This window comes from Candidatus Margulisiibacteriota bacterium (genome assembly GCA_041658645.1).
Classification (GTDB): Bacteria; Margulisbacteria; WOR-1; order O2-12-FULL-45-9; family XYB2-FULL-48-7; genus JBAZZV01.
This window is the reverse complement of record JBAZZV010000001.1, coordinates 10,891-29,807: the sequence shown is the minus strand read 5'-3', so window position 1 is coordinate 29,807 and position 18,917 is coordinate 10,891. Positions and strand designations below refer to the sequence as shown.

At 57.3% G+C, this 18,917-nt stretch carries 19 protein-coding genes and 1 pseudogene; 7 read left to right on the top strand and 13 right to left on the bottom strand.

Annotated elements, in window-relative coordinates; all coding sequences use genetic code 11:
- Nucleotides 1-72: 72 nt before the first annotated feature.
- The 8 genes and pseudogenes from WC903_00135 to WC903_00100 form a co-directional block, all read right to left on the bottom strand.
- Nucleotides 73-855, bottom strand: coding sequence for an electron transfer flavoprotein subunit beta/FixA family protein (locus WC903_00135; protein ID MFA5892364.1), 783 nt, complete (start codon nt 853-855; stop codon nt 73-75).
- On the bottom strand, nt 855-2,015 hold the full coding sequence (locus WC903_00130) for an acyl-CoA dehydrogenase family protein (protein MFA5892363.1): 1,161 nt from the start codon (nt 2,013-2,015) through the stop codon (nt 855-857). Before WC903_00130 ends, WC903_00135 begins: the two co-directional genes overlap by 1 nt.
- Before the next feature lie 33 nt (nt 2,016-2,048).
- Nucleotides 2,049-3,014 (bottom strand): beta-ketoacyl-ACP synthase III, encoded by a 966-nt coding sequence (locus WC903_00125; protein MFA5892362.1) that lies wholly within the window; start codon nt 3,012-3,014, stop codon nt 2,049-2,051.
- A gap of 21 nt (nt 3,015-3,035) precedes the next feature.
- On the bottom strand, nt 3,036-4,019 hold the full coding sequence (plsX, locus tag WC903_00120; protein MFA5892361.1) for a phosphate acyltransferase PlsX: 984 nt from the start codon (nt 4,017-4,019) through the stop codon (nt 3,036-3,038).
- Nucleotides 4,020-4,096: 77 nt separating this feature from the next.
- Nucleotides 4,097-4,267, bottom strand: a pseudogene (gene rpmF / locus WC903_00115) (50S ribosomal protein L32).
- A gap of 24 nt (nt 4,268-4,291) precedes the next feature.
- The gene (locus tag WC903_00110; protein ID MFA5892360.1) at nt 4,292-4,723 is read right to left on the bottom strand and encodes a DUF177 domain-containing protein; all 432 of its coding nucleotides are present in this window, start codon (nt 4,721-4,723) and stop codon (nt 4,292-4,294) included.
- Nucleotides 4,724-4,768: 45 nt separating this feature from the next.
- A complete protein-coding gene (gene xerC / locus WC903_00105) occupies nt 4,769-5,683 on the bottom strand; it encodes a tyrosine recombinase XerC (protein ID MFA5892359.1) in 915 nt (304 codons plus the stop codon).
- Nucleotides 5,673-6,098 carry a DUF882 domain-containing protein gene (locus WC903_00100; GenBank protein MFA5892358.1) on the bottom strand — a complete coding sequence of 142 codons (426 nt, stop codon included), beginning with the start codon at nt 6,096-6,098 and terminating at the stop codon, nt 5,673-5,675. Before WC903_00100 ends, xerC begins: the two co-directional genes overlap by 11 nt.
- A 136-nt stretch (nt 6,099-6,234) precedes the next feature.
- Here WC903_00100 and WC903_00095 point away from each other — a divergent pair, with 136 nt between their 5' ends.
- On the top strand, nt 6,235-6,387 hold the full coding sequence (locus WC903_00095; protein MFA5892357.1) for a hypothetical protein: 153 nt from the start codon (nt 6,235-6,237) through the stop codon (nt 6,385-6,387).
- Between the two features lie 33 nt (nt 6,388-6,420).
- Here WC903_00095 and WC903_00090 read toward each other — a convergent pair whose 3' ends face one another.
- Nucleotides 6,421-7,104, bottom strand: a complete 684-nt coding sequence (locus tag WC903_00090; protein MFA5892356.1) for a hypothetical protein — start codon at nt 7,102-7,104, stop codon at nt 6,421-6,423.
- A 90-nt stretch (nt 7,105-7,194) separates the two neighbouring features.
- Between WC903_00090 and WC903_00085 the strand changes: the two genes are divergently transcribed.
- The gene (locus tag WC903_00085; protein ID MFA5892355.1) at nt 7,195-7,812 is read left to right on the top strand and encodes a hypothetical protein; all 618 of its coding nucleotides are present in this window, start codon (nt 7,195-7,197) and stop codon (nt 7,810-7,812) included.
- 42 nt (nt 7,813-7,854) lie between these two features.
- Here WC903_00085 and WC903_00080 read toward each other — a convergent pair whose 3' ends face one another.
- A complete protein-coding gene (locus WC903_00080) occupies nt 7,855-9,657 on the bottom strand; it encodes an ABC-F family ATP-binding cassette domain-containing protein (GenBank protein ID MFA5892354.1) in 1,803 nt (600 codons plus the stop codon).
- A 98-nt stretch (nt 9,658-9,755) separates the two neighbouring features.
- Here WC903_00080 and WC903_00075 point away from each other — a divergent pair, with 98 nt between their 5' ends.
- Complete coding sequence (locus WC903_00075; protein MFA5892353.1) at nt 9,756-10,097, top strand: ORF6N domain-containing protein; 342 nt, start codon at nt 9,756-9,758, stop codon at nt 10,095-10,097.
- 187 nt (nt 10,098-10,284) lie between these two features.
- Here the strand turns inward: WC903_00075 and WC903_00070 are convergent, their stop codons facing one another.
- The gene (locus WC903_00070; protein MFA5892352.1) at nt 10,285-10,875 is read right to left on the bottom strand and encodes an ORF6N domain-containing protein; all 591 of its coding nucleotides are present in this window, start codon (nt 10,873-10,875) and stop codon (nt 10,285-10,287) included.
- 181 nt (nt 10,876-11,056) lie between these two features.
- Between WC903_00070 and WC903_00065 the strand changes: the two genes are divergently transcribed.
- From WC903_00065 to metK, 4 genes are all read left to right on the top strand, one after another.
- A complete protein-coding gene (locus WC903_00065; protein ID MFA5892351.1) occupies nt 11,057-11,623 on the top strand; it encodes a flavin reductase family protein in 567 nt (188 codons plus the stop codon).
- A gap of 7 nt (nt 11,624-11,630) precedes the next feature.
- On the top strand, nt 11,631-12,152 hold the full coding sequence (locus WC903_00060; GenBank protein ID MFA5892350.1) for a M48 family metallopeptidase: 522 nt from the start codon (nt 11,631-11,633) through the stop codon (nt 12,150-12,152).
- A 165-nt stretch (nt 12,153-12,317) separates the two neighbouring features.
- Nucleotides 12,318-12,599 (top strand): RNA-binding protein, encoded by a 282-nt coding sequence (locus WC903_00055; GenBank protein MFA5892349.1) that lies wholly within the window; start codon nt 12,318-12,320, stop codon nt 12,597-12,599.
- A gap of 147 nt (nt 12,600-12,746) precedes the next feature.
- The gene (gene metK, locus WC903_00050) at nt 12,747-13,943 is read left to right on the top strand and encodes a methionine adenosyltransferase (protein MFA5892348.1); all 1,197 of its coding nucleotides are present in this window, start codon (nt 12,747-12,749) and stop codon (nt 13,941-13,943) included.
- On the opposite strand, the gene WC903_00045 is transcribed toward metK, so the two are convergent.
- Together WC903_00045 and WC903_00040 are read right to left on the bottom strand one after the other, a co-directional pair.
- Nucleotides 13,940-16,669, bottom strand: coding sequence for a hypothetical protein (locus WC903_00045; GenBank protein MFA5892347.1), 2,730 nt, complete (start codon nt 16,667-16,669; stop codon nt 13,940-13,942). The two genes, metK and WC903_00045, sit on opposite strands and share 4 nt — an antisense overlap.
- Nucleotides 16,666-18,894, bottom strand: coding sequence for an AAA family ATPase (locus WC903_00040; GenBank protein MFA5892346.1), 2,229 nt, complete (start codon nt 18,892-18,894; stop codon nt 16,666-16,668). Before WC903_00040 ends, WC903_00045 begins: the two co-directional genes overlap by 4 nt.
- Between the last annotated feature and the right edge of the window lie 23 nt (nt 18,895-18,917).

Sequence of the window (18,917 nt, the reverse complement as noted above, 5' to 3'; positions counted from 1 at the left end):
GTTCTCTGAAAATGTAGGGACAACCCTTGTGGTTGTCCGTTTTTTCGGACAGGGATAAACCCTGTCCCTACATTAAATAATTTTTCTCTCCTTTAATTTATCTAACAATTTAGTGACGACCTCGTTTGCTTCCCCACTTAGAACTTCCCCGCCACCCTTGGCGGGCGGGGTAAAGATCCGGACGACCGAAGTGGGCGAGCCGTTCAAACCCATATTCTTCGGATCCCCTTCGATCTCGGTGGCGTTCAGGGTCTTAACTTCCGCCTTCTTCGCTCTCATTAACCCTTTGAGCGAAGGGAGGCGCGGTTCGTTGATCTGTTTAACGACGGTCACGACCGCCGGCAGGGGGCACTCCACGACTTCGTTGACCTCTTCCAATAACCGCTCGATCTTGGCTGTGGAACCGTTGACCTCGATCTTGGAAGCGAAGGTGACTTGCGGGATATTCAGCCACTCGGCGATCCCCGGGCCGACCTGGGCGGTGTCGCCGTCGATCGCTTGCTTGCCGCAAAGGATCAGGTCGAACTTGCCGAGCTTTTTGATCGCCTGCGAGAGGGTGTAGGAGGTGGCCCAGGTATCGGAACCGGCAAAAGCGCGGTCGGAGACGAGTACCACTTCATCGGCTCCCATGGCGATCGTTGTCTTGAGCGCTTCTGCCGCTTGGGGAGGGCCCATGGTGACGACGGTTACCTTTCCGCCGTGCAATTCCTTCAATTGTAAGGCGGCTTCGACGGCGTTCTCGTCAAAGGGGTTAACGATCGAAGGGACCCCTTCCCGGATGAGGGTGTTGGTCTCCGGGTTGATCCGGACCTCGGTCGTGTCGGGGACCTGCTTGATGCAGACGATGATGTCCATTATTTCGAAGAAGCCAGTTCCTTGATGAGGGCGAGGCCGATCTGGTTCCGCTGGATCTGGTTCGTCCCCTCATAGATCTGGGTGATCTTGGCGTCACGGGCCATCTTTTCCACCGGGTATTCCTTCATGTAGCCGTAGCCCCCGAGGACCTGGATGGCGTCAATCGTCACTTTCATGGCGGTGTCCGAGGCGAAGAGCTTCGCTTCGGAAGCGGGGAGGGTGAAATTTTTGGCGCCGGCGTCGATCATCCGGGCGCAGGAGTAGACGAGGGCGCGGGCCGCTTCGATCTGGGTCGCCATGTCGGCCAGGATGTGCTGGATCGCCTGCAGCGAGCTGATCGGCTTGCCGAACTGGACCCGTTCGCGCGAATAGCGGAGCGCTTCGTCGAGCGCCCCCTGGGCGATCCCGACCGCCTGGGCGCCGATGCCGGGGCGGGTCATGTCGAGGGTCTTCATTGCCACGATAAAGCCCATCCCCTCTTTGCCGAGGAGCTGGCTCTTGTGGACCTTGCAATCCTGGAAAACCAATTCGCGAGTGGCGGAACAGCGGATCCCCATCTTGTTCTCTTTCTTGCCGAAAGTGAAGCCGGGGGTCCCTTTCTCTACTATGAAAGCGGAGGCGCCGCGCGGCCCCTTGCTCTTGTCGGAGATTGCGATGACGGTGTAGGTTTCAGCCTCGCCGCCGTTGGTGATCCACTGCTTGGTCCCGTTAAGGATAAAGTAGTCGCCCTCTTTCTTGGCGGTCGTTTCCATCCCGGCCGCGTCGGAGCCGGCGTTCGCTTCGGTCAGTCCGAAGGCGGCCAGCTTTTTACCCTTGGCGATGTCGGGCATGTATTTCTTTTTCTGTTCGTCGCTCCCGAAGAGGAGGATCGGAGTGGAGCCGAGGGCTGAGGCGGCGAAAGTGACGCCGACGCCGCCGCAAACGCGGCTGATCTCTTCGGTCGCCAGGCAGAAGTTAAACACACTCTGGCCCATCCCGCCGAGCTCTTCCGGGATGTAGAGGCCGCAGAGGTCGGCCGCGGCAAAAGCCTTGAGCGCTTCCCACGGGAACTCGCCGGTCTCGTCCCATTCGGCCCGTTTCGGCAAGGCCTTTTCCCGGGCCACCTTCTTGGCCAGGTCGCGGATCATTTGTTGTTCTTCGGTCAAAAGATAATCGAGCATTAACTTCCTCCTCGCCCCGAGCTTGTCGAGGGGCTACATTCTGACTATATTTGCTCCGTAGGTCAGTCCGGCACCAAAACCGGACAACACGAGCAGGTCGCCTGATTTTATCTTCCCTTCAGCCGTAGCCTCGTCCAAGGCGATGGGGACAGAGGCCGCCGAGGTATTCCCGTACTTTTGCAGATTAACATAAACTTTTTCTTTTGGCAACCCCATTTTCTTGCTGACATGGTCAATTATTCTGATGTTGGCCTGGTGGGGGATGAGGAGATCAATGTCGGCCGCAGTTTTTCCGGCTTGAGCCAGGATATCCCGGACCGAAGTCTCGAGTGCCCGGACGGCGAAGCGGAAAACTTCCTTCCCATCCATTTTAATGAAGCGGCCGTTCTTTTCTTCCGGATCGCGCGAGCCCCCTCCCGGCATCGTTAGGAAATGGCCGAGGTTCCCCTCCGCCCGGATCAGGCTGGCCAGGACCCCTTCGTTCTCGTTCTTGGTCGCGGTCAAAACGACCGCCCCGGCGCCGTCGCCGAAGAGGATGCAGGTGCCGCGGTCGGTCCAGTCGAGATATTTGGTCAAAGTGTCGGCGCCGACCAGGAGGATCGTCTTGAATTGGCCGCTCTCGATAAAGCTGCTGGCAGCGGTCAGGCCAAAGTTGAAGCCGGAGCAGGCGGCCGAGAGGTCAAAAGCGGCCGCTTTGGTCGCTTTTATTTTATCCTGCAGAATGCAGGCGGTGGACGGGAAGAGCATATCGGGGCTGCAGGTGCAGACTATTATTAAATCGAGCTGGTCGGGAGTAACTTTGGCGGCGGCGAGCGCCCGTTCGGCGGCGACTACGGCGAGGTCGGAAGTAGCGGTCGCGGCACCGGCAACCCGCCGTTCCTTGATGCCGGTCCGCTCCTGGATCCAGGCATCATTCGTGTCAACTAGTTTGGAAAGGTCGTCATTGGTCACGACCTTGGCCGGGAGGCAGGAGCCGGTCCCAATGATCTTTGCCTTCATTTAATTATTCCTTTCCTGCCGTCAAGACGGCATCTTGGAAATACAACCGACCAGGTCTTCGCGGGCCGCTTCGTAGGTGACCCGGATGGCGTTCTTGAACGCTTTGGCTTTGGCCCGGCCGTGCGCTTTAAAAACGACCCCGTCGATCCCGAGCATCGGGGCGCCGCCGTATTCGTCGTAATCGGTCCGTTTCTTGATCCCGGCAAAGGCCGGGAGGAGGAGAAAAGCGGCGAGATAGGTGATCGGGTTCTTGGTCAGTTCCTGCTTGATCAGGTGGAAGAGGAAACTGCTGACCGATTCGCCGAACTTGAGGACCAGGTTGCCGGTGAAGCCGTCGCAGACGACGACGTCGATCTCCCCGGAGAAGACCTCTTTTGGCTCGACGTTGCCGGCAAAATTGATCGGCGCCGCCTGGAGGAGCGGCCACGATTCGGTCACCAGCTCGTTCCCTTTTTCTTTTTCTTCCCCGATGTTGAGGAGGCCGACCCGGGGGTTTTTCACTTTGAGAATATGCTCGGCGAACTGCGACCCCATCTCGGCGAACTGTTTCAGCTGCTTCGGTTTGCAGTCGGAGTTGGCGCCGATGTCGAGGAGGAGGACCGGCCGTTTCTTCGTCGGGAAGAAACCGGCGATCGCCGGGCGTTCGATCCCGGTGATCCGGCCGAGGCCGAAGAGGGAGGCGGCCATCAGGGCGCCGGTGTTGCCGGCCGAGACTATGGCGTCGGCTTTTTTCTCTTTGACCAGGTTGACGGCGACGTTGAGCGAGGAATCTTTCTTCTGCTTGACCGCCTGGACGGGGGATTCGTCATTGCCGATGACGGTTGCGGCATGGACTATGGAGATCTCGCCTCGGGCCCGGTAATGGCCGAGCTCTTTTTTAAGGCGGGGCTCGTCCCCGACCAGGATCAGGCTGACCGGATACTCGAGGGAGGCCTGGACGGCGCCTTTAACGATCTCGTGCGGGGCATGGTCGCCCCCCATCGCGTCGACGGCGATCCGGATCACTATTTATTACCTTTTTTCCCTTTCTTCTCTTTTGGCTCTTTCTTTTGTTTCTTTTCTTTGGTCTCTTTGGACTTCAGCTTGAGGACCTGCCGACCTTTAAACATGCCGCAGCTCGGGCAGGCAATGTGCGGGAGGGTTGGCGCGCCGCATTGCGGGCATTTGCTCAACGAGAACGGCTTAAGACGATAATTGGAAAAGCGCCTCTTCCCCTGTCTGATATTTGAGTGTCGTTTCTTTGGTACTGGCATTTTTTATTCTCCTTTGGCCCGAGTTTATTGAGGGCCTGTGCAATTTTCTTCACAGATCGTTTGGGCCGGGACCGCTAACAGCAGATTCTGCCGCAAGACTTCTCCCAGGTCGAGCTTGTTGTCCCTGGGGAGCGGCAGGACAAAATCCTGGTCGGTCAGTTCAACCTCCGCCCCCTTTTTATACTCCGGTTGGGGGAGGTGGCTGGCGTATTCCTCGTCCAGCTCGGCGGTCAGAGCAGTCTTGAAGCGCCGGCCGCAGCGGGAACAGTCAACTTCGATCTCGGTCTCGGCGCTACCCTTCAGGGTGACGGTCGGCCCGAGATTGGTCAACTCGGCCTTGACCCGGACCGGCCGGGTCAGGACCAGGCCGGCCTCTTCTAAATTGAGCCTGACCTCCCGATCAAGATCAGCGATTTGGCCGCTCTTCCCGAGCAGTTTCGACAGGTCAATTTTCACAAGGCTATTCATTATACTAATAATGGGGCGGATTGGCAAGAGTGGTCAGCGGGCGCGGGGGTGGGCGTCGTCATAGACCTTCTTCAGCCGCTCCTTGGTGACATGGGTATAGACTTGGGTGGTGGAGAGGGAGACGTGGCCTAACAGCTCCTGGACCATCCGGAGATCCGCCCCCCCTTCCAAAAGGTGGGTGGCGAACGAATGGCGGAGGGTATGCGGGGTCACTTTCTTGTGGACCCCCGCTTTCTTGGCGTAAAGGAGGATCAGCCGCTCGATCTGGCGGGTCGACAGCCGGGTCCCCCGGCGGCCGAGGAAAAAAGCGTTCGTCTTGGCCCCACTAAGGAGAGCTGGCCGCGCTTTAGCCAGGTACTCTTTCATTGCTCGGCCGGCGTGGGAGCCAAAAATGACGATCCGCTCTTTCGACCCTTTGCCGAAAACCCTGATCTCCCCTTCTTCGAAGTCGACATTGGCTAGGTTGAGCCGCGCCACTTCAATGACTCGGATCCCGGTCCCGTAAATGACTTCCAGGATCGCCCGGTCGCGGAGTCCGGCTGGTTTTTCCGTCTCCGGGGCGTCCAGCAGAGACTTCATCTCTTCCGGGTAGAGGAAATTTGGCAGTTTGCGCGGTAGTTTAGGGGTAACGAGGTTCTGGAACGGGTTCTGCCCGACCTCTTTTTCCCGCATTAGATAGCGGAAGTAGGAGCGGGCGGCGGAGAGCTTGCGGGCGATCGAGCGGCGCGAGTAGTGGTGCTTCTCCAGCGCCAGCAGGTATTCCCTGGCCGTCAAACGGTCCAATTTCTTCCCTTTAATAAACCCAACGAGAAAGTTGAGGTCCCGGCCATAGTTGCTAATCGTGTGAGGAGAATAATTTCTCTCGTTTTTTAGGTGATTCAAAAAATTGTCAATTGGGATTTGTTTTGAAGTTTGAGGTTGGATGTTTGAGGTTCTATCAGAGCCCATATTGGGCGCGCTTGTCGGCGGTCAGCGGGACGTAACGGCCTTTTTCCTTGACCCAGGCGTCTTTTTTCTCAATAGGGCGGGTGTCGATATGGACCATGTTCTCTTCGGGGTAGAAACCGAGGCCGTTGATCCCCTCTATTTTCTCGGCGTACTTAAAAACTTCGGCCGCGGGGACCCCTTCGATCGTAAAGTTGACCGCTTTCCCCTTGGAGTGCCAGCTTAGCTTGTCCCGGTTCAGTTTTTCCGTATAACGGTCGCAGTAAAAGGCGGAAATGATCTTCGGCCGCTTCTTGAAGTTGACCGCGATCTGCTCCAGCATCCCGACCAGCCCGAGGTGGATCCGGTATTCGCCGCGGCACTCGGGGCATTTGCAGGCGAAGTCCCGGTGATTGAAATTTTCGCTCAGATTACCCATTAACATCATTCTATCATGCCAAGGTTAGTTCGTCATTCGGATTTGAACTTTGGTAATTAGTCGGCCCCCCCCATTGCCTTCTCCCTCCAACAAGCGTAGTATTGACCTTATGGGCGGGTTGAAGCGTAAAGTCTTAATGAAGTGTGAGTGCGGCCAAACAGTTGCCGTCGGAAGCGTTTTTTGCCCATATTGCCAGGGGGAGATCCAAAAGAAGAACGCCAAAGTGATCAATAGAGAGGAACAAGGATATCAGAAGAAGATCAGAGGGAAGGGGAAGAAGGCAAAATAAATACCCCCCGTTCCTTAGCCCCGCAGTCCCCCGCTAAAACGACCACTGGACATTTACGAAAGGCAAAAAGCTGGCTCTCCGGTCCATCGAATCGGCCGCGTAGAAAAGGCCGCTTACGCTGACGGTCCGGTTTTCGCTGATAAAGTCGGCGCCGACGGCGAGTTCGGAGCTCCGGCCGATCGGGACCCAATTCGCATAAGCTTCGACAAAGAAGTGGGACAGATCGCTTTGGTTGGTTATGACGCCGGCTTTAAAGCCCAACCCGGGAGTATTGATTGGATTAGAAGTGGCCAGGGCGCTGTCGTTGATATTGGTGGTCTGTTTGATCCCGCCGTGCACGATATAGTTGCCGTTATCAAACGCTCGGGAGAGATTGACCGCGAAGTCGACCGAGATGGGGGTGCTGGCGGCCAGCGGGTAATAGAGCGAAGAACCGATCGAGACTTGCGGCGCAAGGTCTGATTCCTCGACCAGCACGTACTTGCCGTAGAAGTTGGGGACTTGGAAGATGTCGAGCAGGCCGTTCGTTCCCACTTGTAACTTATTGGTCAGCCCGTAATTAACCCAGCCGATCATACTGGCATTTACTTGTCCTTGTTTAAGGTTATAGGCGGTTTCGGAAAAGAGCGACCAGGCTGGCCGGCCAGTCGCGGCGAAGCTTGCAGGACCAAATACGATCAGCAAACCTAAAGCGATAACGAGGACGTTGTTTTTCATGATCTCCCCCTTAAATTGACTAAGAGTAGTATAGCATTTAGTATTTAGAGTTCCAGCCCAGTGTAGTACAATTGCTGCTGGAGGCAAACCATGAAACACCTCATCGCTTGGTCCCTGGTTATCCTGTTGGGCGGCCAGTCGGCGGTCTTGGCCCGGGCTTTTGATAAACAAAAACTAATGGCGCTCGATCCGCTCTGCACGCAAAGGATCACCCATCAATCGGCGGCTTTTCAGAACGACCGGCTTTGGGCAAATCTGGGGCTCGGCGTGGCTCTTCTGACGGTCATCTGGAATAATAGCGGCGGCATGAGCAATGATGCCAAACTGGGCAATCTCACCCAAGGCTTTACTTTGCTAACGACCGGCGGCATTCTTTATTTTACCTCCGGAGATCCGGTGGTCCAGAAAGATATGCTCCGGGACCTCGATCTGAAGGGGATAGAAGCCGAAGAGGTCGCTTATTCGATCCTCAAGTATAACGCCGCCCGGAGCAAGGTGGCCCGGGAAAATTCCAGCATGATCCTAATGGCCACCGGGCTCGGCTATACCTGGTTAACCTCTATTGCCACGAGCGCCTCTCAATCTTATAAGGATGTTATGTATCTTAGCGCGGCCTACTATTTTCTCCAAGGTATCTGGGCTTATCTGAATCCCGGACAGAACGAAAAAGATATGGACAAGATAGACCAGGCGGTGGGAGCCAACTAGGCAGTCAAATTCTAAATTCCAGAAACATCAGTAATTTAGAGTTTATTGCGGTTTATTTCTGTCCAGCACATCCAACTCGGCAATAAGCTGTTCCAACTGCGCGTAGGCGGCGTCGAGGACCTCCTGGTGCGCGTGGGCTTTGATCTGTAACTTCTGGACTTCTTCACCGTTCAACTTACTGGCCGCTTCGGCCATTTTCAGATTTGCCGCCTCGAGCGCCAGCTCTTCGTCGTCGATCATCTTTTCGACCGCGGTTGTTTTAGTGAGCAAGGCGCAGCGCTGTTTGTTATAGGCCGCTTCTTTCGCTTCCTGGGCGCGGCGCGCCGTGACCGCCGTTTTATCTTTCTTCGGCTTTTTCGTGTCCGCTTCCCAGCCAACTCTGTCCAGAAAATCCTGATAGGTCCCCTCAAAGAGAGCGGCGCGCTCTTCGTTGAAGACGATCAATCGCTTGGCCAGGTGGTGGAGGAACATCTCGCTGTGGGTGACGATGATGACCGCGCCGGGAAATTCGTCGAGGGCGGCGATCAGCGAATCGCACGATTCGACGTCGAGGTGGTTGGTCGGCTCGTCGAGCAGGAGCAGGTTGGTCGGGGAGAGGAGGATCTTGCCGAGCGAGACCCGGCTCTTTTCGCCTCCCGACAGGACCGAGATCGGCTTCAGGGCAAGGTCGCCGCCGAACATCATTGCTCCGCAGGTCTTCCGGATATCGCTGTATTTAAGGTCCGGGCGTAATTTAGCCAGCTCCTGCTCAATGGTCAGGCTCTCGTTAAGCCGCAGGATATTGGTCTGGCCGAAATAACCGATCTTACAGTTGTCATGGCTGGTGATCTCACCGTGCTGGGGCGCGAGCTCGCCGGCCAGGAGGCGGAGGAGGGTCGATTTTCCTTTCCCGTTCTTGCCGACGACGCAAATGCGGTCCCTTTTTGCGATATTAAGCGACAGTTTTTCGATCAGGGTCCGTTCCGGCGTGTAACCGAAGGAAATTTCGTGGACCCGCATTAGCTGTTTAGCCGGGAACTCCAGCGCGTTAAAGCGGAAACCGAGGTCCATGATCTTGGCCAGCTCTTCTTTCTTCCCCATCTTTTCCAAAGCCTTGACCCTAGATTGGACGAGGCTGGCGCGGGCGGCGAGGGCGCGGAAGCGATTGATGAACTCGATCGTCTCTTCCCGTCTTTTCTCTTCCTTCCGGCGGGTCTTTTCGTAAACTTCTTCTTCCACCGCGATCTGCTCAAAAAGCTTGGCCGTGTCCCCCTCGATCTTCTTGATCTTGCGGCGGTGGATTGCCATAGTGTGGGTGGTGACGCTGTTCATAAAATCGCGGTCGTGGGTGATGATCATCAGCTCGTTCGGCCAGCGCTGGAGGAAGCGGGTGAACCAGCGGATCGAAACGATATCGAGATAGTTGGTCGGCTCGTCAAGCAGCAGCAGATGCGGCTCGGCCAGGAGGACCTTGGCCAGGTTAAGGCGGACCTGGAAGCCGCCGGAGAATTCGGCGGGCGACTTCTGGAGCTCCGCTTCGCTAAAACCGAGACCGGTCAGGATCTTCTCCGCTTTCCAGACCTGGCCTTTTTCTTCTTCCTGAAGTCCGAGGCAGGCTTCTTCCAAAACGGTCGGCTGGCTGAACTTCAGATGCTGTTTGAGGTAGCCGATCGTGTAGTTCTTGGGCAAAGAGATCCGTCCCTCGTCTGGCTTCACTTCGCCGGTGATCAGGCGAAAGAGGGTCGTCTTGCCGGAGCCGTTACGTCCGACCAAACCGATCCGCTCGCCGTTGTGGATGTTGAAGCTGATCTCGTCGAGCAATTCCTGCCCGCCGAACGAAAGTGAAAGGTCATTGATCTGTAGCATACATTTAATATATCACAACTTGCCTCGAGTGACGAGATTTCGCCGCTTCATTAACTAACAACACGCTCGCCTCTCGGCTCGCTACAACTAACGACTTCATGTTTTCATTGACCAGACAAGAAATACTAAGCATATCGCAAATTGCGATATCCTCTTCGCTCAAGTTTGCCAAGAATGTCAATGTCTTTACCGAACAGGGCGTGGCAATGCTGTCTGGTGTCCTGCATAGTCCAAGGGCGGTCATGGTCAATATCGCGATTATGCGAGCCTTTGTTCGTCTGAAGCAGACCTTGGCGGCACATCATGAATTGGCCGAAAAATTCAAACAGCTCGAATCAAGAGTGGACGAGCATGCTAGTGCGATCGTCCAGATAGTGGAAGAGATCAGGCGGATCGTCGAGCCGGTGAGGACAGATGCGATCGGGTTTAACGTGAGGTAAGGGTTGGGGGACTAAGTTGTTATTTACAAATTAAGCGAATTACTACATTGGCGGGGTTTAGGCAAAAAAAGGGGGGGGGCTCCCGACTTTTCCGTTTCAGCATTTTTTTGTTTTATCATTGTCAAATGCGCCCCCGTTATAAAACCAATCAAACGTCGCCGATTCGGTCGAATAGGGCTAGGGATAATTATTCCTCCTTTTCAACATTAAGGCCGATCTTAGCTTTCGGTTTCTTTTCAAAAGCGATCATTTTTTCAATCGCGCGAATGATCAGCCCGATCTCGTTGTCGTGGCGGTCGACTTTGTGCTTTAGTTCTTTGAATAGGTAGGAGAGACCCTTGTTTTTTGCAACGATCTGGCGGAGGTGGGTAAAGGCGCGCATTATTTGGATGTTGATCTTTATGGCGCGCCCGCTGTGCAAAACCGAAGAGAGCATTGCTACGCCGTTTTCAGTGAAAGCATAAGTCTTCTTTCTCCTGCCACCCCAACTTGATGTCACAAATTGTGACTTCAAGTTGGTAGCTCCCTTGGGTTCCAAGGGCTCAAATTGTGACTCTGAAGATGATATCGCAATTTGCGATATGTTTATTATTTCTTGTCTAGTCAGGGAAAACATAAGGTCATCCGGGAACCTATTGAGATTCCTCCTGACAGCCTGGTTGAGGACTTTAGTCGGGACACCGTATAGTGCAGCCAGGTCGAAATCCAGCATTACTTTCTGCCTTCTTATCATATAGATCTTGTTCTCAATCCTCTCGATCGGTATCATTTCCTTCATGTTTTCCTCCTTAACCCCCTGGTACTTGGTCGCTGGCACCTGATACCTAAGTTATAGCAATCTTATTACCAGGCTCGAACACAAGCGAAAGAGGTTAAAAACGACGAATATCCGACAGCAAGCGGCGAAAAACATCCATGGTGCGAGTCCGGGCGTTGGTGCTGTGCTATAATCGTCCATCATGAGCAAAGCAATCTGGAAAGAAGGGAACATGCTTTACCCAGCGCCGGTGGTTTTAGTCAGCTGCGGCGCGGTGCCGGCCGAATACAACCTGATCACGATCGCCTGGACCGGGAATATCTGTACCAACCCGCCGATGACCTATGTTTCGATCCGCCCGTCACGCCTTTCGCACGGGATCATCAAGCGAACGGGAGAATTCGTTATTAATTTAACGACCAAAGAATTGACGCGGGCGGCCGATTACTGCGGCGTTAAGTCCGGCCGCGACATCAATAAAGCGAAGGAGCTTCACTTGAACCTCCTCCCGGCGAGCAAGGTCAAGGCGCCGCTGCTAGCCGAGAGCCCGATCAATATTGAATGCAAAGTTACGGAGATCAAAAAGCTGGGGAGCCACGATATGTTCCTGGCCAAGGTCCTCTGTATCCATGCCGATAAAAAATATATTGATAATAAAGGGGCCCTTCGCCTCGACCAGGCGGAACTGATCTGTTACTCCCATGGCAAGTATTACGCCCTGGGAAAAGAACTCGGCCATTTCGGCTATTCGATCCGGAAACGGCGCTGAAACTAAAATGCTCCACCAGATAATCCGCTCCCGCCGCCGCAGTATAGCTTTAGAGATTACCCCTCAAGCGACTTTGGTTGTCCGCGCGCCGCACCGCGCTCCCCATGCCATGATCGCCGAAATGATCGCCCGGCATAAGGGGTGGATCGAACGGCAGATCGAACGCGTTACGCGTTACTCGTTACGCGTTACGCATGTTCCGTTAACCCCCGCGGAGCGGGAGTCCTTCTTACATATAGTAAGGGAGCGCGTCGAGCTCTTTTCGGCCAGGGGAGGGTATCGGCCGCAAAGGGTCCGCTTATCCCGGGCGGCCAAAAGATGGGGTTCATGCAGCCGGCAGGGGAGCCTCAATTTCTCGGACCGGCTGGCTCGCGCTCCTTTGAGCGTCCTCGATTATGTCGTCGCCCACGAACTTGCTCATCTTGTCCAACCGAACCACTCCCGGCGCTTTTGGGCGGAGGTTGAGCGGCTCCTCCCAGGGTATAATACCGAACGGGTCTGGCTCAAAGAGCGGGGCCGCTCTTTATAAGGGAAAAATGGGGCTTGACAAAACCGGACCGGGTTTGCTATACTAGACCAGTCGAAGTTAATGGTGATGAGATCTTGAGATTCTGCAGCTTAGATCATGTTGATGCCCTCTTATGTTGGCCTCACATACCGTTAATCGCAGAGAAATAAATAAAGGGAGAAACATCTGATGAAAAGTATTTTTGTGGGCAATTTGCCCTGGTCCGTTAATGACGCCGAGCTGTCTTCGCGCTTCAGCGAATTCGGCAACGTCATTTCGGCCCGCGTGGTGAACGACAAGTTCACCGGTAAGTCCAAAGGTTTCGGTTTCGTCGACATGGAAGATTCCGACGCTGAAAAAGCCATTGCCGCGATGAGCGGATTCAAATGGGGCGATCGGGAGATCACCTGTAACGAAGCCAAACCGCGGACTGAAAGTCGCGGCAACGATCGCCCGCGCCGGTTCTAATAACCGACGTTGCGGTCTAGGCTGATTTATTTAAGGCCCCGGGTAACACCGGGGCCTTTTTATTTGCCAGGTTAACCAGTTTATGTTATAGTGAATTTGGTATTCATTAACTCGAGCTTGTCCGCTCGTATGAGGGAGGCAAAGAAAATGAAGAAGAAGTACCTGTTTACCTCGGAGTCTGTGACCGAAGGCCATCCGGATAAGGTTTGCGATAAGGTTTCCGATTCGATCGTCGATGCTATCATTGCCAAGGACCCGCCCGCCCGGATCGCGGTCGAAACGCTGGTCACCAACGGCCTCTGCGTCGTGGCCGGCGAAGTGACGACCGGCTGCTACGTCGAGATCCCCGCCATCGTCCGCGAAGCGATCAAGGACTGCGGCTACACCCGCGCCAAATACGGTTTTGACTACGAGACCTGCGGTGTCCTCGTCTCGATCAAGGAACAATCCAAGGATATCGCCCGCGGTGTCGATACCGCCCTCGAGATCAAGGGTGGGGAAGTGACTAAGGAAGACCTGGAAAGACTGGGTGCCGGCGACCAGGGGTTGATGTTCGGTTTTGCCTGCGACGAAACCCCCGAGCTGATGCCGCTGCCGATCACCCTGGCCCACCGCCTGGCGCAAAAGCTGGCCGAGGTCAGGAAGACCGGAGAGCTCTCTTACCTCCGCCCCGACGGCAAGTCGCAGGTCACGATCGAATATGAGGACGATAAGCCGGTCCGCATCCACACCGTCCTGATCGCGGCGCAGCACGCGCCGGATACCGATACCAAGGTCCTGCAGCAGGAGATCCTGGAGCGGGTCGTCCTGCCGGTCCTGCCGGCGGAGCTGGTCGATGACCAGATCAAGTATTATGTTAACCCGACTGGCCGTTTTGTCATTGGCGGTCCGCAGGGGGACACCGGGGTGACCGGCCGCAAGATCATCGTCGATACCTACGGCGGCTACGCCCGCCACGGCGGCGGCGCTTTCTCCGGCAAGGACCCGACCAAGGTCGACCGCTCGGCCAGTTATGCCGCCCGCTGGGTAGCGAAGAACATCGTGGCCGCCGGGCTGGCGACCAAGTGCGAAGTGCAGATTGCTTACGCTATCGGTATCGCCCGGCCGCTCTCGGTCATGGTCGATACTTTCGGCACGGGGGAGATCCCGGACAGCAAGATCGCCAAGCTGGTTGACGAAACCTTTGACCTCCGCCCCGGGCTGCTCATCAAGCACCTTAAATTGCGGCGGCCCATCTACAAGCAGGTCGCGGCTTACGGCCATTTTGGCCGGCCGGAACTTGACTTGCCCTGGGAAAAAACGGATATGGCGGCGGAGTTAAAGAAAAAAGCTAACCGAGGTTAGTCGAGGCTGAAGCGCTGGCCGAAGAGGGCTTTACCGCCCCCGGTGTAATCTTCCCAGATGATAATGAAAGAGGAGCTCCCCGGCTGGCCGAGTATTTTCGGCGCGCGCGCCCCGTTGGTTGTCTTCACCTGTAAACCGTTGGCGATCCAGCGCGGCTGCCCGCGGCCAGTCAACCCCTGATAAAAGATCTCGTACTGCCGGCCGTTGCGGTAATCTTCCCAGGTGACGATGATCCCGCCGTCTTTCCAGCAGATGGCTTGCGGCGCGTATTGCGTCAGCGGCAGTGAAGCGACCGGCATGCCATCTTCCCCCCAGGTCAATTTCCCCTGGGCCGAGATGGCCGCGGCGAAAATATCCCAGTTGCCGTAGCGGTAATCTTCCCAGACGAGGATCGAGTTGTCGCAGAGCTGCGGATTCTGCTGGGTGCGCGGCGCCTGGTTGATCGGTATCCCGTCAGTCAGCCAGAGGGTCTTCCCTGCCGCGTCGAGCCGCTGGGTGTAAATGTCGTAGCTGCCGCCTCCCTTGTCGGTCCAGACGATGACCGCGCCGCCGGCGCCGTCACTCGATATCTTCGGGTTGCGCTGGATGTCAGGGGCGCCGCAGACCATGACCCCCTCCTTGTTCCAAAGCGCTTTGCCGCTCCCGTCGAGCCGCAAAGCGTAGATGTCGGGGTTCCGTTCCCCCCGGCGGTAGTCGGACCAGGTCAGGATGATCCCTTTCCGGCCGTCAATAATCATATTTGCCTCGATCTGGTCGCCGTTCTCGCCGCAGGCCGCGGCCCCGTTCTTCCCCCAGAGGAGGTCTCCACTGCCGGAGAGGCGCTGGCCGTAAAGATCTTTCAGGCTAAGGGTGTTGCGCTCGTCTTCCCAGATGACGATCGCGCCACCGCCGCCGTCGGAAGCGATGACCGGCTTCTCCTGACGCGACTTGATCTCGGTCAGGGGGAGGCTCCCCCCGGCGAAAAGCTTGCGGCCGTCGCTGCCGATATGCTGGGCGTAGATCTGGGTCCCCTGCGGATTGCGGCTGTCTTCCCAGGCGACGATCACGCCGCCCGAACCGTCACTGACCGCCTGCGGGTTCAGCTGGTCAGCCTGGACCTTGGCGACCGGCAGGGCGTTCTTCCCCCAGAAGAGGGTCCCTTCGCGGTCGATCTTCTGGGCGTAGATATTGAGATAACCGGAGCGGGCGTCTTCAAAGACTAAGATAAGATTTCCCCCGCTGGCGTTGACCAGGCTGGCATTTTGGTGGAGGACCAAGCCGGGCGCCGCTGCTAGGCCCAGGCCCTTCTCACCCCAGCTGCGAAGACCATCGTTAACTGTCAGCCTCTGGCCGAAAATGTCATAATTGCCGGAGCGCTTGTCCTGCCAGGCGAGCGCCAGCTCGCCCGCGGTTGTGACCGCCAGAACTGGTTTTTCTTGGGGGCGATTGCTGCCGGCGACCAGGTTCCCCGCTTCCGACCAGAGCGGCAGGCCGGAGTTGTTGATCTTCTGGGTGAAAAGGAGAGGGTAACCCTTGCGGCTGTCTTCCCAGACGACGACCCAGTCGCTCGTTTTCAGTTTGACGATCTCGGCATGCTCCTGCCGGCCGGTGGCCTGGGCGAGGCGGCGTCCGTTCTCCTCCCACTCTGTTTTTCCCGTGTTGCTGACCCGCTGGGTGTAGATGACGGTTTCTTCTTCGCGGCCGTCGCTCCAGGCGACCACTGCGCCGCCGTTGCCGTCATCGGCCAGGCGGGGGTCATTTTGGTTGAAGGGAGCGATCGTGACCGCCACGCCATCCTCGTCCCAGAGCGGAGCGCCGGCCAGGTCGATCTTTTGGGCGTAGATATCGACATTACCGTTCCGGCTGTCGTGCCAGGCGAGGATAAATCCTTTATCAACCGGGAGGATAAGCGGCCGCTCCTGGTTCTGCGCCGCGGCGCAGAGCGGGATTCCCTCCTTTTCCCAGAGCGCCTGGCCGTTCCCGTCAAGCCGCTGGCCGTAAATGTTGTTGTCGGCGGCGCTGTTCCGCCCGTCGGCCCAGACGATGATCGCCCCGCCGGCCCCGTCGGAGGCGATCTTGGGATACCATTGCGTGCCGGCGGCCGTGCAGACCGGGAGGCCGTCGGAGAGCCAGAGCGGGAGCCCGGAGGCATTGACCCGCTGGGCATAAATATCTTCACCGCTGCCGCTCCGGTAATCATGCCAGGTAATGATGGCGCCGCCCGCGCCGTCGCTGGCCAGGTTGGGGGCGAATTGTCCGGCGGCGGCCTTACAGACCACTAGGCCGTTCTCGCCCCAGAGCGGGGTGCCGCGCGAGTTGAAACGCTGGGCGAAGATGTCGGCATTGCCGCTACGATACTCTTGCCAGGTCACGATCAGGCCGCCGAGACCGTCGTCGATCAGTTGGGGGCTATTCTGGTTGCCGTTCCGGCCCAAACTAACGCTGGCCTCGGCCCAGAGTTTCTCGCCTGCCGGAGAGAGCTTCTCGACGTAGATGGCGGTGTAGCCGAAACGTCCGTCTTCCCAGGCGAGCAGAAGATTGCCGTCGCTCGCCGGGCGGAGTTGAGGGTTTTGCTGGATGGTATTGCCCGGAGTATTGCAGATCTCCAGGCCGTTCTTCCCCCAGAGCGCGGCGGGCGGGGTGGCGGATGTGGCCGCTTCTTCGCTGGTCTGGGCTGCGGCCAGCCAGGCGGCGCTGCCGAGAATAAAAGCCAGGGCAAGTAATGCCGCCAGCTTAGCGCGTTTCATTTGGCCGCCGCTTCAGCCAGTTTCATCGAAATTATTTTCGAGACTCCCGGCTCTTCCATGGTCACGCCGTAAATGTTGTCGGCCGCCGCCATCGTCCGCTTGTTATGGGTGATGACGATCATCTGGGTGGAGTCCGAGAAATCCCGGAGCAATTCGGTAAAGCGGCCGATATTGGCTTCGTCGAGCGCCGCGTCAACCTCGTCCAGGAAACAGAACGGTGCCGGACGGATCTTCAGCAGCGAGAAGAGGATGGCGATGGCGCAGAGCGAACGCTCGCCGCCGGAGAGGAGCGAGAGGGAGAGCCAGCGCCGGCCGTTCGGCCGGACGGCGATCTCAATTTCTGCCTCCAGCGAGGCCACTCCCTGGGTCAGGGTGATGCGGGCTTCGCCGCCGGCAAAGAGCTTGGCAAAGGTCGCGGAAAAAACTTCGGAGAGCTGGCGCATCGTCTGGCCGAAACTCTCTTCGGCCCGGGTATCGAGTTCGACGATCAAATTCTGTAAATTCTCCCGGGCGGCGTTGAGGTCGGCCAGCTGCGCCTCCAGGAAGGTCAGCCGCTCGCGGCTCCGGTCAAACTCCTCGATCGCCAAGAGGTTGACCGGTTCCAGTTCGCGCAGGCGGCGTTTTCCCGCCTCGACATCCGTTTTTGCCTTGGTCACGTTGCTGACCGTGTAGGGGAGCGCGAGGGTCTCGGGGAGAGAGAGGTTATACTCGGCCGAGAGTTTCTCTCCGATACCGATGACCTCGCCTTCCAGCTTGGCCAGGGCGATCTCGAGGCTCGCGGCCGCTTCCCCTTTTTCCCGTTCCAGCTTCTCATCGCCGTGCCGCTTCTCTTCCAGGGCGAAGATCTGGGCGCGCAGAGCTTCGCGTTGTGTTTTCAAGGCGGCCACCCGCTCGGCCAAGGTCGTCTTGGTCTCGGCGGCGCCGCCGGCGAGAGTGGCCAGTTCGTTCCGGTGGGCCTGCAGGCTAAAGTGGTTCCGTTCCAGCGCTTCGGCCAAACGAGCGCTTTCCCCGGCCAGCAGGTCGAGCTGCAGTTGGCGGGTCGCTTCCACTTCTTTGCTTTCGAGCAGTTGGTAGGGGAGCATCTGTCCGAAGCAGGCGGCGATCTCGGCTAACAGGGCAAAAAGTTGCCGGGTTTGCTGGAGGAGGAGCTCGAACGTTTCCCCGGCATTCCCAATATTTAAATGTGAGGCATTGTTCTCGCCGCTGTTGGCCGTGAGCTGGTCAATCTTACGTTGCAGGTCGGCCTGCTTGGCGACCAGCTCCAAGCCGCTTCTTTCCGCCCGCTCGATCTCGCCGGCCAGGAAGCGCCGGTTCAGCTCCAGGTCGCGGAGGCGGTCTTTTTCGGTGTCGAAGCTAGCCAATGATTCGTCGGTCTCGATCTCGAGGCGGCGCAGCTCTTCACGCCGGTTGTTCAGCTCGGTCTCGTCCTGTTGTTCCGCGGCCACCTTCTCGGCGCTGGCCTGCCTGGCCTGGGCCAGGTCGGCCTCGAGCTTGACCTTCTTTTCCAGTATTCCGCCGAGGAGCTTCTTGCACAGGCCGATCTCGGTCTCCTTGACCTGGCCCTGCAGCTCGAGGTACTCGCGCGCCCGGCGGGCCTGTTCCTCGAGGGTAATGAGGTGTTCGCCAACCTCAACCTTGAGGTCGTTGATCCGGAGGAGGTTCTGTTCCGCGGCGATCAGTTTCCGCTCGGCGGCCACTTTGCGCGTTTTGTATTTATTGATCCCGGCCGCTTCTTCGAAGACCGCGCGCCGTTCCTCGCCTTTGCTGGAGAGGATGGCGTCGACCTGGCCCTGGGTAATGATCGAATAGGAACCTTCCCCAAGGCCGGTGTCGAGCAAGAGGTCGCGGATATCCTTGAGGCGGCAGAGGTTTTTGTTGATCGAGAATTCGCTCTCCCCTTCGCGGAAGGTCCGCCGCTTGATCGCCACTTCGCTGAAGGCGACCGGGAGCTTGCCGGAGCTGTTATCGAAGAGCATAGTGACTTCGGCCAGCGAGAGGGGGCGGCGGTGGTCGGTGCCGGCAAAAATAATGTCGGAGAGGGCGCCGACGCGCAGCTCCCGCGGATTGTCCTCGCCGAGGACCCAACGAGCGGCGTCCATAACATTGCTCTTGCCGCAGCCGTTCGGGCCGACCACGGCCGTGATCCTTGCTTCAGGACTTAAGCTGATCTCGGTATTATCAGCGAAGGTCTTAAAGCCGCGCAGAGTCAGGGATTTTAATAGCATTTTACATTACTATAACATATGTT

Bases quoted from the DNA above. Each gene is read 5' to 3' on its own strand.
- WC903_00065 (MFA5892351.1), top strand. From the start codon at position 11,057: ATGAGCAAAGCAATCTGGAAAGAAGGGAACATGCTTTACCCAGCGCCG.
- WC903_00095 (MFA5892357.1), top strand. From the start codon at position 6,235: ATGAAGTGTGAGTGCGGCCAAACAGTTGCCGTCGGAAGCGTTTTTTGC.
- WC903_00090 (MFA5892356.1), bottom strand. From the start codon at position 7,104: ATGAAAAACAACGTCCTCGTTATCGCTTTAGGTTTGCTGATCGTATTT.
- xerC (MFA5892359.1), bottom strand. From the start codon at position 5,683: ATGGGCTCTGATAGAACCTCAAACATCCAACCTCAAACTTCAAAACAA.
- WC903_00075 (MFA5892353.1), top strand. From the start codon at position 9,756: ATGTTTTCATTGACCAGACAAGAAATACTAAGCATATCGCAAATTGCG.
- WC903_00045 (MFA5892347.1), bottom strand. From the start codon at position 16,669: ATGAAACGCGCTAAGCTGGCGGCATTACTTGCCCTGGCTTTTATTCTC.
- WC903_00100 (MFA5892358.1), bottom strand. From the start codon at position 6,098: ATGGGTAATCTGAGCGAAAATTTCAATCACCGGGACTTCGCCTGCAAA.
- WC903_00130 (MFA5892363.1), bottom strand. From the start codon at position 2,015: ATGCTCGATTATCTTTTGACCGAAGAACAACAAATGATCCGCGACCTG.
- metK (MFA5892348.1), top strand. From the start codon at position 12,747: ATGAAGAAGAAGTACCTGTTTACCTCGGAGTCTGTGACCGAAGGCCAT.
- WC903_00125 (MFA5892362.1), bottom strand. From the start codon at position 3,014: ATGAAGGCAAAGATCATTGGGACCGGCTCCTGCCTCCCGGCCAAGGTC.
- WC903_00080 (MFA5892354.1), bottom strand. From the start codon at position 9,657: ATGCTACAGATCAATGACCTTTCACTTTCGTTCGGCGGGCAGGAATTG.
- WC903_00040 (MFA5892346.1), bottom strand. From the start codon at position 18,894: ATGCTATTAAAATCCCTGACTCTGCGCGGCTTTAAGACCTTCGCTGAT.
- WC903_00070 (MFA5892352.1), bottom strand. From the start codon at position 10,875: ATGAAGGAAATGATACCGATCGAGAGGATTGAGAACAAGATCTATATG.
- WC903_00135 (MFA5892364.1), bottom strand. From the start codon at position 855: ATGGACATCATCGTCTGCATCAAGCAGGTCCCCGACACGACCGAGGTC.
- WC903_00060 (MFA5892350.1), top strand. From the start codon at position 11,631: ATGCTCCACCAGATAATCCGCTCCCGCCGCCGCAGTATAGCTTTAGAG.
- WC903_00085 (MFA5892355.1), top strand. From the start codon at position 7,195: ATGAAACACCTCATCGCTTGGTCCCTGGTTATCCTGTTGGGCGGCCAG.